General features: G+C 70.6%; 11 protein-coding genes. 7 read left to right on the top strand and 4 right to left on the bottom strand.

Translation table 11 applies throughout. The annotated features are described in order from the left end of the window. Positions 1–3 precede the first annotated feature (3 nt). Positions 4–1,158, top strand: a complete 1,155-nt coding sequence (locus AC5677_RS26940) for a UDP-N-acetylglucosamine--N-acetylmuramyl-(pentapeptide) pyrophosphoryl-undecaprenol N-acetylglucosamine transferase (protein WP_497190502.1) — start codon at positions 4–6, stop codon at positions 1,156–1,158. A gap of 32 nt (positions 1,159–1,190) precedes the next feature. Next, positions 1,191–2,216 carry a GDP-mannose 4,6-dehydratase gene (locus AC5677_RS26945; protein WP_497196772.1) on the top strand — a complete coding sequence of 342 codons (1,026 nt, stop codon included), beginning with the start codon at positions 1,191–1,193 and terminating at the stop codon, positions 2,214–2,216. A gap of 16 nt (positions 2,217–2,232) precedes the next feature. On the opposite strand, the gene AC5677_RS26950 is transcribed toward AC5677_RS26945, so the two are convergent. Beyond that, a complete protein-coding gene (locus AC5677_RS26950; protein ID WP_497190503.1) occupies positions 2,233–2,880 on the bottom strand; it encodes a TetR/AcrR family transcriptional regulator in 648 nt (215 codons plus the stop codon). Positions 2,881–3,292: 412 nt separating this feature from the next. Here AC5677_RS26950 and AC5677_RS26955 point away from each other — a divergent pair, with 412 nt between their 5' ends. The 4 genes from AC5677_RS26955 to AC5677_RS26970 all read left to right on the top strand — a co-directional run bounded on the left by AC5677_RS26955 (position 3,293) and on the right by AC5677_RS26970 (position 7,483). After that, entirely contained in the window at positions 3,293–4,264 is a 972-nt protein-coding gene (locus tag AC5677_RS26955) for a tetratricopeptide repeat protein (protein ID WP_497190504.1), read from the top strand. A gap of 619 nt (positions 4,265–4,883) precedes the next feature. Next, entirely contained in the window at positions 4,884–5,501 is a 618-nt protein-coding gene (locus AC5677_RS26960) for a DUF6230 family protein (protein WP_497190505.1), read from the top strand. Between the two features lie 133 nt (positions 5,502–5,634). Continuing rightward, a complete protein-coding gene (locus AC5677_RS26965) occupies positions 5,635–6,204 on the top strand; it encodes a DUF6114 domain-containing protein (RefSeq protein WP_497190506.1) in 570 nt (189 codons plus the stop codon). After that, the gene (locus AC5677_RS26970; RefSeq protein WP_497190507.1) at positions 6,194–7,483 is read left to right on the top strand and encodes a hypothetical protein; all 1,290 of its coding nucleotides are present in this window, start codon (positions 6,194–6,196) and stop codon (positions 7,481–7,483) included. The genes AC5677_RS26965 and AC5677_RS26970 overlap by 11 nt, the downstream gene beginning before the upstream one ends. A 108-nt stretch (positions 7,484–7,591) precedes the next feature. Here the strand turns inward: AC5677_RS26970 and pyk are convergent, their stop codons facing one another. From pyk to pta, 3 genes are read right to left on the bottom strand one after another with little or no spacing between them, the layout of a single operon-like run. Continuing rightward, a complete protein-coding gene (gene pyk / locus AC5677_RS26975) occupies positions 7,592–9,019 on the bottom strand; it encodes a pyruvate kinase (protein ID WP_497190508.1) in 1,428 nt (475 codons plus the stop codon). A 60-nt stretch (positions 9,020–9,079) separates the two neighbouring features. Continuing rightward, the gene (locus tag AC5677_RS26980) at positions 9,080–10,291 is read right to left on the bottom strand and encodes an acetate kinase (protein ID WP_497190509.1); all 1,212 of its coding nucleotides are present in this window, start codon (positions 10,289–10,291) and stop codon (positions 9,080–9,082) included. 41 nt (positions 10,292–10,332) lie between these two features. Continuing rightward, a complete protein-coding gene (gene pta, locus AC5677_RS26985) occupies positions 10,333–12,429 on the bottom strand; it encodes a phosphate acetyltransferase (protein ID WP_497190510.1) in 2,097 nt (698 codons plus the stop codon). 248 nt (positions 12,430–12,677) lie between these two features. On the opposite strand from pta, the gene AC5677_RS26990 reads away from it, so the two are divergent. Continuing rightward, positions 12,678–13,703, top strand: coding sequence for an ATP-dependent 6-phosphofructokinase (locus AC5677_RS26990; RefSeq protein ID WP_497190511.1), 1,026 nt, complete (start codon positions 12,678–12,680; stop codon positions 13,701–13,703). Positions 13,704–13,732: the final 29 nt, after the last annotated feature.

Consider the following 13,732-nt stretch of genomic DNA (forward strand, 5'->3'; position numbering starts at 1 on the left):
GCCATGCGCACACCACTCTCTGTCGTGATCGGTGCGGGCGGCACCGGCGGCCATATCTATCCGGGGCTCGCCCTCGCCGACGCGCTCCGCCGGGCCGTGCCGGACGCGGTGATCTCGTTCGTCGGGACCGAACGCGGGCTGGAGACCCGGCTCATACCGCAGGCCGGATACCGGCTGCACACCGTGGACATGATCCCCTTCGACCCCTCCCTCGGCGCCCGGCGCTATCTGCTGCCGGCCGCGCTGCTCAGATCGGGCGCCCAGTGCCGGGCCATCCTCAAGGCGCAGCGCGCCCAGGTGGCGGTCGGGATGGGCGGCTACCCGAGCGCTCCGGTCATCGTCGGGGCGCGGCTGGCCGGGCTGCCGAGCCTGGTGCACGAGTCCAACGCGGTGCCCGGCCGGGCCAACAAGTTCGCGGCCCGGCTCACCCCGCATCTCGCGCTCGCCTTCGACCGCAGCCGCGCCCATCTGGCGGGCGGCGAGCGGGCGGAGACGGTGGGGATGCCGCTGGTCGGCCCGCTGGCGGGGCTGGACCGTGCGGCGCTGCGGACCGCGGCGCGGCGGGAGCTGGGGGTGCCGGACGACGCCCGGCTGCTGCTGGTCAATGGCGGGAGCCTGGGCGCGGCCCGGCTCACCGGGGCCGCGGTCGAACTCGCCGGCCGCCGGCGTTCCCGTTCCGGCCTCCGGATGCTGATCAAGACCGGGCCCGCCGCCCTGGAGGAGACCCGGGCCCTGCTGGCGGCCAACGGCGGGGCGGCGGTCGCCGAGGCGGTGCCGTATCTGGACCGGATGGACCTGGCCTATGCCGCCGCCGATCTGGTGGTGTGCCGGGCCGGTTCGGCGACCGTCGCGGAGCTGGCCACCATCGGGATGCCCGCCGTCCTCGTCCCGTATCCGCATGCGCCCGGCGACCACCAGACGCACAACGCGCGGGTGCTCTCCGACACCGGGGCCGCCCTGCTGCTCCCGGACGCGCAGACCACGGCCGAGCGGCTGGAGGCGCTGGTGATCCCGCTGCTCGCCGACCCGGACCGGCTCGCCGCGATGGGCGCGGCCGCCGACCCGGGCACCCACGCCCACGCCGCCGAGCTGCTGGCCGCCAAGGCCCTGGAGCTGGCGGGCCACCCCCACCCGATGACGATCAAGGAAGCAGCATGAGCATGAGCATGAGCATGAGCATGAGCATGAGCATGAGTAACGGCAACGGCAACGGCAACGCCAACAGCACCCCGACCACGCGCTGGACCGGCCGCAAGGTGCTGGTCACGGGGGCCGAGGGCTTCATCGGTTCCACGCTGGTCGACATGCTGGTCGAGGCCGGCGCCGAGGTGCGGGCCCTCGTCCACTACAAGCCGTACGCCGAGAAGGGCCATCTCGCCCACCGGATGCACGACGTCGAGATGATGGCGGGCGACGTACGGGACGCGGGCCGGGTGAGCGACGCCGTCGCCGGGTGCGACACCGTCTTCCACCTCGCCGCGCTGATCGGGATTCCGTACAGCTACGACTCGCCCGGCGCCTACGTCCAGACGAATGTCGTGGGCACCGAGAACATCGCGGAGGCCTGCCGCCGGCACGCCGTCCGCCGCCTCGTCCACACCTCCACCAGTGAGGTGTACGGGACGGCGCTGACCGCCCCCATCAGCGAGGCACACCCCCTCCAGCCCCAGTCGCCGTACTCCGCCTCGAAGATCGGCGCCGACATGATGGCGCTGTCGCACTGGCACGCGTTCGAGCTGCCGGTGACGGTCGTGCGGCCGTTCAACACCTACGGTCCCCGGCAGTCCGCGCGCGCCGTGATCCCCACGATCCTGGCGCAACTGCACTCCGGCGCCCGGCAGATCAGGCTCGGCTCGCTCACCCCGACCCGGGACTTCACGTATGTGACGGACACCGCGGCCGGTTTCCTGGCGATGGCGGACTGCGACCGGGCGCTCGGGCAGGTCGTCAATCTCGGTACCGGGCGGGAGATCACGATCGGGGCGCTCGCCGAGGCGCTCATCGCGGCCTCGGGCCGGGAGGCGGAGGTGGTGGTGGACGAGGCGCGGCTGCGGCCCTCGGGCAGCGAGGTCGAGCGGCTGCTGTCGGACAACTCCCGGGCGCGGGAGTGGGCCTCGTGGCGGCCGCGGGTGTCGCTGGAGGAGGGGCTGGAGCGGACCTCGCGGTGGGTGGCCGACAACCTGCACCTGTTCGCGGCCGACCGCTACCAGGTCTGACCGACGCCTCGGCCCGTCAGCCCAGACCGATCAGTCCGGTCAGCAGCACCGTCGAGAACTGGTGGGCCCAGGCGGGGTCCACCGGTTCGGAACTGACCAGGGTGCGGTGGACGATCGCGCCGGCGATGACGTCGAAGATCAGGCCGATGGCCTGCTCGGCGGCCTGTGCGCCCTCGGGGCAGGGGCTGTCGGGCGGCAGTTCACCGCGCTTCTGGGCGCGTTCGCGGCCGAGGACGACCAGCCGTTTCTGGCGGTCGACGATCGCCGAGCGGATCCGCTCGCGCAGCGCGTGGTCGGTGGTGGACTCGGCGACCACGGCCATCAGCGCCGTCTTGGTCTCGGGCCGGGCGAGCAGCGCCCCGAACTGGAGCACCACGCCCTCGACATCGGCCTGCAGCGAGCCCCGGTCGGGGAGTTCGAGCTCGTCGAAGAGGACCGCCACGGCGTCCACGACGAGCTCGTTCTTGTTGGCCCAGCGGCGGTAGAGGGTGGTCTTGGCGACGCCGGCCCGCGCCGCGACATCGCCCATGGTGAGTTTTCCCCAGCCCAGGTCGACGAGCGCGGCCCGGGTCGCGTCGAGGATCGCGCGGTCGGTCTCGGCGCTGCGCGGGCGGCCGGTGCGGCCTTTCCGGGGGCTGGTGGAGTCGTGCATGCGGGCGACCATACCGGTCGGTAGGCGGCCCGTCGGCGAGGCCCGTGAGGTAGATCACGTCGCGGTGGGCGGGGGCGGGGTGCCGGGCGGGGGCCGCGGCCAGTTACGCTACGGGTCGTAGCGTAAGAGCTCGCAGCGTACGGGCTCACACAGCGACAACCACAGGCCGTGGGTGGGGACCCAGGGCCGAACGAAGCGGTCCTCCTCGGGACCATGGGCCGGTCCTCCTCGGGACCGGCGCGGGCACCTTCCCGGACGTACGCCGGCATTCCGGCGGGGCGTACGCGCGGGGGGCTGTGTCCGGCGGAAGCGGTAACGGCGGTACGGGGCCGGAGATACCGGCGTGACAGGTACGACAGTGCCATCCCGCCGCAATTTCCGCATCGCTTTTCGGAACAAGGCGCCCAGGGGGGAGGATGGACTCATGCAGCCACGCAACATGTCCATGAGTGGAGTCGTCGACCTCGCAGCGGTGAAGGCGGCCGGGGAAGCGAAGCAGAAGGCCGAACAGGCGCGCGCCGAGGCGGCCCGCACGGGCCAGGCGCCCGCGGGCGGCGCCCGCCTGGTGTTCGACGTCGACGAGGCGGGGTTCCAGCAGGACGTCCTGCAGCGCTCCACCGAGGTCCCGGTCGTCATCGACTTCTGGGCCGAGTGGTGCGAGCCGTGCAAGCAGCTGGGTCCGCTGCTGGAGCGCCTCGCGACCGAGTACGCCGGCAAGTTCGTACTCGCCAAGATCGACGTCGACGCCAACCAGATGCTCTTCCAGCAGTTCGGGGTGCAGGGCATCCCGGCCGTCTTCGCGGTGATCGCCGGCCAGCCGGTTCCGCTGTTCCAGGGTGCGGCCCCCGAGGCGCAGATCCGGCAGGTGCTGGACCAGCTGGTGCAGGCCGCCGAGCAGCAGTTCGGCATCGTGGGCGCGCCGGTCGACGCGGCGGCCGAGGGCGAGCCGCAGGCGGCCGAGCGTCCCGCGCCCGTCGGTCCGTACGACGCGCTGCTGGAGGCGGCGAGCCAGGCGCTGGACTCCGGCGATCTGGGCGGGGCCATCCAGGCGTACAAGAACGTCCTCGCCGACGACCCGGGCAACCCGGAGGCCAAGCTGGGGCTGGCGCAGGCCGAGCTGCTGCGCCGGGTGCAGGACCTGGACCCGCAGGCGGTGCGCAGGGAGGCCGCGGACGACCCGGCGAACGTCGAGGCGCAGATCCGCGCCGCGGACCTCGACCTGGTCGGCGGGCATGTCGAGGACGCCTTCGGGCGGTTGGTCGACACGGTGCGGCGGACCTCCGGTGAGGACCGCGAGGCCGCCCGGGTGCGGCTGCTGGAACTGTTCGAGGTGATCGGCGCGGACGACCCGCGGGTGACCGCAGGGCGCACGGCCCTGGCCCGCGTGCTGTTCTGACCTTCCCTCGGCCGCGGCGGGTGGACCCCGTCTGACCTCCACACCTTCCGCGGGGTGTCTCGCCAAACGGAACGGCGCCTACGTTTTACCAAATCTTGGTAATCGTAGGCGCTGTTACTTGGAGTAAGTCCGGCCGCCTCCCTTGCGTCGTTGCGCCCCGGAATGACCGATGTTCCGTCACGGTCAGTGCCACGGTGTGTGCCCGTTCGGTATCGGTGAGTGGCGGCTCGTTTATCGGTCCGTTACCCGCAAGTAACGAGCCCCTTGTGCGGCGGCTCCGAATGCACGACGATCGGCCACGCTCGGTCCCTTCCCGCAGCCCGGCATCCGGTCGGCGCCGCGGGGTACTTGGGTCCCCACCGGGTGGTCGGCGGCAGTGAGCGCCGGCCTTGGACAGGGGGGTCTCTGCCCCTTCCGGCAGGGCCTGTCCAGTGCGGTTGCGCGAGAGCGTGGCCAGTGGTTGTCGCTCGGGGGTGATCGCCGGTAATCGGAACGCACATCGCCTCCGAGGACGGGCGCTCTCCTTCCCGAGGACGTAGCACTTCTCCCATCCCAGGTGCGGCTGCTCTCAACTTCGAGGGCGGGTACCGGAGATGTACGTCCGAGAAGGAGGAAAGTCATGGAGTCCCTGGCTCGTGGCGGGACCAGATGGAAGCGGTTCGCCGTCGTCATGGTGCCGAGCGTTGCCGCGACGGCCGCGATCGGTGTAGCCCTCTCGCAGGGTGCGCTCGCGGCGTCGTTCAGCGTTTCCGGCCAGCAGTTCAAGGTTGCTACCGAGCGTCTGGACGGCACCGGATTCGTTCAGTACGGAGCCGTTGACGCCCAGAAGGGCGGCAAGAACGTCCCGGTGGCGGTCTCGGGGTTCTCGAACGCCAAGATCAAGAACCTGTGCCAGTCCGTCGTCGTACCGGTCCCGGTGTTCGGCGATGTGTCGATGAAGCTGTCCGCCGGTGGCGGCGGCACGCCCGTCGAGGCGAAGAACCTCTACATCGACCTCGACCAGCTGGACGCGGACGCGACCTTCAACAACATCAACATCGGTGTTGCTGCGGGCTCGACGTCCAAGGGCCCCGGCATGCACAAGGGCGACAAGGCCGACCCGGGCTCCTTCGCCCAGGAAGCCGACTCGGCCGTGCTGACCAATGTCAAGCAGCGCGCCTGGGCCACCACGGCCGGCACGTTCAAGCTCAGCGGCCTCAAGATGAGCGTCAGCAAGGGCAAGAACGAGTGCTACTGACGCACTGAGCGTGCGGGCGCGGGGCGAGCTGTACGGCGATTTCGAGCCGTGCCCCGTGCCCGTACGACGGTTGCGCCACGTAGGCACTCCAGTTCAGTACCACCGATTTGCCAGTCCCGAGGAGCTGTACAACATGAGCGCCGACACGCGACCACGGCTGATCGAGACCCTCGCCCAAAAGCGCCTTTCGTTCCGGGAGTGGCGGGGCCGCCGTCCGTTCTGGGGCGGCATGCTGGCTCTGCTCGGCGGCGTCCCGATCATGTACTTCCCCTACGCGCACCTCTCGCTCGGCGGTATGACCCTCAGCATGGCGACCACCGCCGGCGCCGGCTCGCTGATCATCGGCGTACTGCTGGTCGTGCTCGGTCTCACCATGTGGTTCCAGCCCGTCTCACGGGTGTTCGCCGGTGTGGCGGCCATTCTGCTGTCCCTGGTCTCCCTGGTCGTCTCGAACTTCGGCGGCTTCCTGGCCGGCTATCTGCTGGGGATGATCGGCGGTGCGCTGGCGGTTGCCTGGGCGCCGGGTGCGCCGGAGGGCAAGAAGGACGCCGGTGAACCGGACCGTGAGGTGATCGCCGGACCGGTGGTCGCCACGAACCCCGCACCGGCCACCGGTGGCGGTTCCGGGTTGGGCTTCGGACTGGACGACCTGTCAGGAACGAGCCCGACCAACGGATCGAACGGGAGGCACCGTGCCGGGTGACGAGCTGCACGAGAACGCAGCCGCCGGGCCCAGAACCGGGCCGCGCCACGCGGCGCCGAGAAAGCCGCTGCTGACTCGGCTCCACGTGCCCGCGGGCAAGGCGATAGCCATCGCCGCGATGCCGTCCGCCGTGCTCATGGGTATGGGGCTCACGCCCCAGATGGCGATCGCCAAGCCTGCGCCCAAGAGCCCGTTCAAGGACGGCCCCTGCGTCACCGCCCCGGACAAGGTGGACGGGAAGGACGCAAAGGCCAAGCAGGACGCCAAGGCCAAGGAGGACGCGAAGGCCAAGGAGGACGCGAAGGACGCTGCGAAGCCGTCCGCCACGCCGTCCGCCTCGCCCTCGGCCTCCAAGGACGCGGACAAGACGTCCGAGCCCGCACCGTCCACCGCTCCGAAGAGCGACGAGCCCACCGGCTCCGCGACCCCGTCGCCGTCGGCCTCCGAGGAGAAGGACGACGGGGGCCTGCTGGGCCTGGGTCTGGGTGAGAAGATCAAGGACTTCTTCACCCCGGACGACAAGGAATCCGCCGAGCCGAGCGCCTCGCCGTCGGAGTCCGCGACGAAGGATTCCGGGTCCGCCGACACCGCGACCCCGTCGCCGTCGGCGTCCGAGGACTCGGCGACCGGCTCCGGGACCGACAAGGTCACGGACACGGTCAACGGGCTCAAGGACGGCGCCACCCGGGCCCTCAAGGACCCGGCGCGCGCGGTCAACGACACCGCCCACGGTGCCGTCGGCACGGTGGACAACGCCCTCCCCGGTGGCGGACTCGACGGCAAGGACGCCGACGGCAAGAAGGCGTTCCCCTGTGTCGTCAAGAACGCACAGAAGGGCAAGGACGAGCAGACGCCCGTCACCCTGCCCGACAACCCCTGGCACCTGGAGTCCAGCGCGCTCACCCTGCGCGGTCTGAACTACGAGGGCGTCGTCAACGTCACCACGCAGAACGGCCACACCAAGCAGGCGCTGAAGTTCACGGCCGACACCGTCGACATCGGCGATCTGCACCAGATCGTGGACGGCCCGCAGGGGAAGCGTTACCACGTACAGGGCGCCCCGGGGTCCACGTCGACGATCCGTGGCGGCAAGGTGACGATGTACACCGAGCGGCTGCAGGGCAACCTTTTCGGGCTGATCCCGATCGTCTTCGATCCCGAGCACCCGCCGCCCATCAACGTCTCGTTCGCGTACTTCACCAAGGTGAAGATCGACCAGGCGGGACAGTTCGGCGGAAACCTCCATATCCCGGGTCTGCACCAGTCGATCACCGACTGAGCCGGCCGGGAAGGATTTCCCAGGACCCGTCCGGGAGCCGCAGAAAACGACCGTGGGCCGTCCCCCTCCAGGGGGGGCGGCCCACGGTCGTTCCGGCTGCCGGGCGCCTCAGGCGCTCTGACCGCCCAGGTGGTGCACCCGCACCATGTTGGTGGTGCCGGGGACGCCGGGGGGCGAACCGGCGGTGATGAGCATGGTGTCGCCCTTGCTGTAGCGCTGGAGCTTGAGCAGCTCGGCGTCCACCAGGTCGACCATCGCGTCGGTGTTGTCCACATGCGGGACGACGAAGGCATCCACGCCCCAGCTCAGCGTCAGCTGGTTGCAGGTGGAGACGTCGGTGGTGAAGGCCAGGATCGGCTGCGTCGCGCGATAGCGGGACAGCCGGCGGGCGGTGTCACCGGACTTGGTGAAGGCGACCAGCGCCTTGCCGTTGAGGAAGTCCGCCATCTCGCAGGCCGCGCGGGCCACCGCACCGCCCTGCGTACGCGGCTTCTTGCCGGGGACCAGCGGCTGCAGGCCCTTCGACAGCAGCTCCTCCTCGGCCGCCTCGACGATCTTCGACATCGTCTTGACGGTCTCGATCGGGTAGGCGCCGACCGAGGACTCCGCGGAGAGCATGACCGCGTCCGCGCCGTCGAGGATGGCGTTGGCGACGTCGGACGCCTCGGCGCGGGTCGGCCGGGAGTTGGTGATCATCGACTCCATCATCTGGGTCGCCACGATCACCGGCTTGGCGTTCCGCCGGCACATCTCCACCAGGCGCTTCTGCACCATCGGGACCTTCTCCAGCGGGTACTCCACCGCGAGGTCACCACGGGCCACCATGACCGCGTCGAAGGCCATCACGACCTCCTGCATGTTGGCGACCGCCTGCGGCTTCTCGACCTTGGCGATGACCGGGACCCGGCGGCCGACCTCGTCCATGACGCGGTGCACGTCCTGCACGTCCTTGGCGTCCCGGACGAAGGACAGCGCGACCATGTCGCAGCCCATGTTCAGGGCGAACTTGAGGTCCTCGATGTCCTTCTCGGACAGTGCCGGGACGTTCACCGCCGCGCCGGGCAGGTTGATGCCCTTGTGGTCGGAGATGACCCCGCCCTCGATGACGATGGTGCGCACCTGCGGGCCGTCGACCTCGACGACCTGGAGGGCGACGTTGCCGTCGTTGATCAGGACCGGGTCGCCCTTGGAGACATCGCCGGGCAGGCCCTTGTAGGTCGTACCGCAGATGGTCTTGTCGCCGGGCACGTCCTCGGTGGTGATGACGAACTCGTCGCCGCGCACCAGCTCCACCGGCCCGTCGGCGAAGGTCTCCAGGCGGATCTTGGGGCCCTGGAGGTCGGCCAGCACGCCGATGGCGCGGCCGGTGGCCTCCTGGGCCTTGCGGAGGCGGTGGTACCGCTCCTCGTGCTCCGAGTGGGTCCCGTGGCTCATGTTGAAACGGGCCACGTTCATACCGGCTTCGATCAGTGTCTTGAGCTGATCGAAAGAGTCAACGGCGGGGCCCAGGGTGCAGACGATTTTGGAACGGCGCATGGCGGAATCCTATCGGTTTGTTTCTGAGCGGAATATTCCGGTGGGCGGAAACACCAACGTCTAGGCGGTGACCAGGGCGTATGTCTGCTGGGCGATCTCCAGTTCCTCGTCGGTGGGGACCACGGCGACCGCGACCCGGGCGTACTCGGGCGAGATCAGCCGCGGCTCGTCGGACCGTACGGCGTTCAGCGCGGCGTCCACCGCCATGCCCATCTCCTCCAGGCCGGCGATGGCCGCCTCCCGCACCAGGGCGGCGTTCTCGCCCACGCCCGCGGTGAACGCCACCGCGTCGACCCGGCCGAGCACGGCGCTGTAGGCGCCGATGTACTTCTTCAGCCGGTGGATGTAGATGTCGAAGGCGAGCTTCGCGCGCTGGTCGCCCTCGTCGATCCGGCGCCGGATCTCGCGCATGTCGTTGTCGCCGCACAGCCCGATCAGCCCGCTCTTCTTGTTGAGCAGCTCATCGATCTCGTCCGCCGACATCCCCGCCACCCGCTTGAGGTGGAAGGTGACCGCCGGGTCGATGTCGCCGGAGCGGGTGCCCATGACCAGGCCCTCCAGCGGGGTCAGGCCCATGGACGTGTCCACGCACCGGCCGCCCCGGACGGCCGACGCGGAGGCGCCGTTGCCCAGGTGGAGGACGATCACATTGACCTCTTCCGGCGTCTTGCCCAGCAGCGCCGCCGTCTTACGGGAGACATAGGCGTGCGAGGTGCCGTGGAAGCCGTAGCGGCGGATGCGGTGGGCGTCGGCGGTCGCCACGTCGATGGCGTAGCGGGCCGCGGACTCCGGCATCGTGGTGTGGAAGGCGGTGTCGAAGACCGCGACCTGCGGCAGGTCGGGGCGCAGCGCCTGGGCGGTCCTGATGCCGGTGATGTTGGCGGGGTTGTGCAGGGGGGCGACCGGCACCAGCCGCTCGATCTCCGCCAGCACCGCCTCGTCGATCACGGTCGGCTCGGTGAACTTCAGCCCGCCGTGCACCACCCGGTGACCGATCGCGGCCAGCTGAGGGGAGTCGAGCCCCAGCCCGTCGGCGGCCAGCTCCGCGGCGACGGCCTTCAGCGCGGCCTCGTGGTCGGCTATCGGGCCCTCGGTCTCGCGCTTGTCGCCGCCGGTGGCCAGCGGGGTGTGGGTCAGGCGCGAGGTCTCCTCGCCGATCCGCTCCACCAGACCGACCGCGAGACGGGCGCCGTCGGTCATGTCGAGCAGCTGGTATTTCACCGACGAGGAGCCGGAGTTGAGGACGAGGACGCGGGTGGCGGTGGCAGTCATGTACGGCTTTCCGGTGAAGTGGCGGAGGGGGCTGCGGGGGCTCAGGCGGTGTGTCCGGCGCCGGGACGGGCGCCCTGTGCCTGGATGGCGGTGATGGCGACGGTGTTGACGATGTCCTGGACCAGGGCGCCGCGCGAGAGGTCGTTGACCGGCTTGCGCAGCCCCTGCAGGACCGGGCCGACCGCGACCGCGCCGGCCGAGCGCTGCACGGCCTTGTAGGTGTTGTTGCCGGTGTTGAGGTCCGGGAAGATCAGCACCGTGGCCTTGCCGGCGACGTCGGAGCCGGGCAGCTTGGTCTGCGCGACCGCCGAGTCCACCGCCGCGTCGTACTGGATCGGGCCCTCGACCAGCAGGTCGGGGCGCAGCTGACGGACGATCTCGGTGGCCTTGCGGACCTTGTCGACGTCCGCGCCGGAGCCGGAGGTGCCGGTGGAGTACGAGAGCATCGCGATCCGCGGCTCGACGCCGAACTGCGCGGCGGTGGCGGCCGACTGGATGGCGATGTCCGCCAGCTGCTCGGCGTCGGGGTCCGGGTTGACCGCGCAGTCGCCGTAGACGAGCACCCGGTCGGCCAGGCACATGAAGAAGACGGACGAGACGATCTGGGCGTCCGGCTTGGTCTTGATGATCTCGAAGGCGGGGCGGATGGTGGCGGCGGTGGAGTGCGCCGCGCCGGAGACCATGCCGTCGGCCAGTCCCTCCTGCACCATCAGCGTGCCGAAGTACGAGACATCGGCGACCACGTCGTAGGCCAGCTCGTAGCCGACGCCCTTGTGGGCGCGCAGCTCGGCGTACCGCTCGGCGAAGCGTTCGCGCAGCTCGGAGGTCTGCGGGTCGATGATCTGGGCGCCGGTCAGCTCGATGGCCAGGTCGGCGGCGCGCTTGCGGATCGCCTCCTCGTCGCCCAGCAGGGTCAGATCGCAGACGTCGCGGCGCAGCAGGACGTCGGCGGCGCGCAGCACCCGCTCCTCGGTGCCCTCGGGCAGGACGACGCGGCGGCGTCCGGAGCGGGAGCGCTCGATCAGCTCGTGCTCGAACATCATCGGGGTGACCCGGCCGGAGCGGGCGACGGAGATACGGTTCGTCAGCTCCACGGTGTCCACATGCCGCTCGAACAGGCCCAGCGCGGTCTCCGCCTTGCGCGGCGAGGCGGCGTTCAGCTTGCCCTCGATGGCGAACAGCTCGCCCGCGGTCGGGAAGGACCCGCCGGGTACGGAGACGACGGGGGTCCCGGGGGCGAGCCGCTCGGCCAGCGCCATGATGTCGGGGCCGGGCTTCTCGTCGAGGGTGAGCACCACACCGGCGATCGGCGGGGCACCGGCGCTGTGCGCGGCCAGCGAGCCGATGACCAGGTCGGCGCGGTCGCCGGGGGTGATCACCAGGCAGCCGGGGGTCAGCGCCTTCAGGAAGGTCGGCAGCATGGCGCCGCCGAAGACGAAGTCCCGCGCGTCCCTGGCGAGCCCGGAGTCGTCGCCGAGCAGCACCTCGGCGTCCAGGGTGTGCACGATCTGGCCGACGGTCGGCGCGGAGAGCGAGCCGTCCTCGGGGAGCGCGTAGCAGGGCACCGGGAGCCGCGCGGCGAGCCGTTCGACGACGGCGGTGCGCAGCTCGGGGGCGACGCGGTTGACGATCATGGCGACGACGTCGCAGCCCAGCGAGGTGTAGGCGCGGTAGGCGTTCCGGGCCTCGGCGCGGACCGAGTCGGCCTCCTGGCCCTGGCCGCCGACGACGGGCAGCACCGCGGCGCCGAATTCATTGGCGAGGCGGGCGTTGAGGGCCAGCTCGGCCGGGAGGTTGGTGGCGGCGTAGTCCGAGCCGAGGACCAGGACGTACTCGTACTCCCTGGCCACCGCGTGAAAGCGGTCGACGAGCCGGGAGACCAGCTCGTCGGTGCCGCGCTCGGCCTGGAGGGTGGCGGCCTCCTCGTAGCCGATGCCGTACACGGTGTCGGCGGACTGGGTGAGCCGGTAGCGGGCCCGCAGCAGATCGAACAGCCGGTCGGGCCCGTCGTCGTGGACCAGCGGGCGGAAGACGCCCACCCGGTCGACATGGCGGGTCAGGAGCTCCATGACCCCCAGCTCGATGACCTGGCGGCCGTCGCCGCGGTCGATCCCGGTCACGTACACGCTGCGCGTCACGCGTGCTCCGTCCTTCCGTCTGCTCGCAAGCGATGGCGCCGCTCGCAAGGTCAAATAGGCCGATATGGCGAGCTTGCCCCTCTTGACAATACCTGCGTAGATGGCTACGCCGCGCTCTCAGTTTCTCCTGAGCGGTCCGGTGAGGGGACAGTAGGGGTGGCCCCTGAGGCGACGGCGGGCCCCGCGCGCTCATGAAACAATCGGACCGGCTCACAAGAACCAACAGCGAGCACAGGAGACACAGCACGATGCGTATCGGAGTCCTCACCGCAGGCGGCGACTGCCCCGGCCTGAATGCTGTGATCCGGTCTGTTGTCCACCGCGCCCTCACCGGTCACGGAGATGAGGTCATAGGCTTCGAGGACGGCTTCGCCGGCCTGCTCGACGGCCGGTTCCGCAAGCTGGACCTGGAGGCGGTCAGCGGCATCCTCGCCCGCGGCGGCACGATCCTCGGCTCCTCCCGGCTGGAGCGCGCCCGCCTCCGCGAGGCCTGCGAGGACGCCAAGGACCACTCCAAGGACTACGGCATCGACGTCCTGATCCCGATCGGCGGCGAGGGCACCCTCACCGCCGCCCGGATGCTCTCGGACGCCGGGCTCCCGGTCGTCGGGGTCCCCAAGACCATCGACAACGACATCTCCTCCACCGACCGCACCTTCGGCTTCGACACCGCCGTCGGCGTCGCGACCGAGGCCATCGACCGCCTCAAGACCACCGCGGAATCGCATCAGCGCGTGATGGTCGTCGAGGTGATGGGACGGCACGCGGGCTGGATCGCGCTGGAGTCCGGTATGGCCGGCGGCGCCCACGGCATCTGCCTCCCGGAGCGCGAGTTCGACGTCAACGACCTGGTCGAGATGGTCGAGGAACGCTTTGCCCGGGGCAAGAAGTTCGCCGTGATCTGCGTTGCCGAAGGAGCCCACCCGGCCCCCGGCACCATGGACTACAAGAAGGGCGCCATCGACCTCTACGGCCACGAGCGGTTCTCCGGTATCGGCAACGCCCTCGCCCATGAGCTGGAGAAGCGCCTCGGCAAGGAGGCCCGCCCGGTCATCCTCGGCCATGTGCAGCGCGGTGGCACCCCCACCGCCTACGACCGGGTGCTCGCCACCCGCTTCGGCTGGCACGCCGTCGAGGCCGCGCACCGCGGCGACTTCGGCAAGATGACGGCGCTGCGCGGCACGGACATCACGATGGTGCCGCTGGCGGAGGCGGTCACCGAGCTGAAGACCGTGCCCGCGAACCGCATGGACGAGGCCGAGTCGGTCTTCTGACCGTTCGGCACGACGCAACACGACGCAAC

Source organism: Streptomyces sp. JLSY215, from assembly GCF_059682825.1.

Coding starts and splice junctions, on each gene's coding strand:
- AC5677_RS26960 (WP_497190505.1), top strand. CDS start 4,884: ATGGAGTCCCTGGCTCGTGGCGGGACCAGATGGAAGCGGTTCGCCGTC.
- AC5677_RS26990 (WP_497190511.1), top strand. CDS start 12,678: ATGCGTATCGGAGTCCTCACCGCAGGCGGCGACTGCCCCGGCCTGAAT.
- pyk (WP_497190508.1), bottom strand. CDS start 9,019: ATGCGCCGTTCCAAAATCGTCTGCACCCTGGGCCCCGCCGTTGACTCT.
- AC5677_RS26955 (WP_497190504.1), top strand. CDS start 3,293: ATGCAGCCACGCAACATGTCCATGAGTGGAGTCGTCGACCTCGCAGCG.
- AC5677_RS26965 (WP_497190506.1), top strand. CDS start 5,635: ATGAGCGCCGACACGCGACCACGGCTGATCGAGACCCTCGCCCAAAAG.
- AC5677_RS26940 (WP_497190502.1), top strand. CDS start 4: ATGCGCACACCACTCTCTGTCGTGATCGGTGCGGGCGGCACCGGCGGC.
- AC5677_RS26950 (WP_497190503.1), bottom strand. CDS start 2,880: ATGGTCGCCCGCATGCACGACTCCACCAGCCCCCGGAAAGGCCGCACC.
- AC5677_RS26945 (WP_497196772.1), top strand. CDS start 1,191: ATGAGTAACGGCAACGGCAACGGCAACGCCAACAGCACCCCGACCACG.
- AC5677_RS26980 (WP_497190509.1), bottom strand. CDS start 10,291: ATGACTGCCACCGCCACCCGCGTCCTCGTCCTCAACTCCGGCTCCTCG.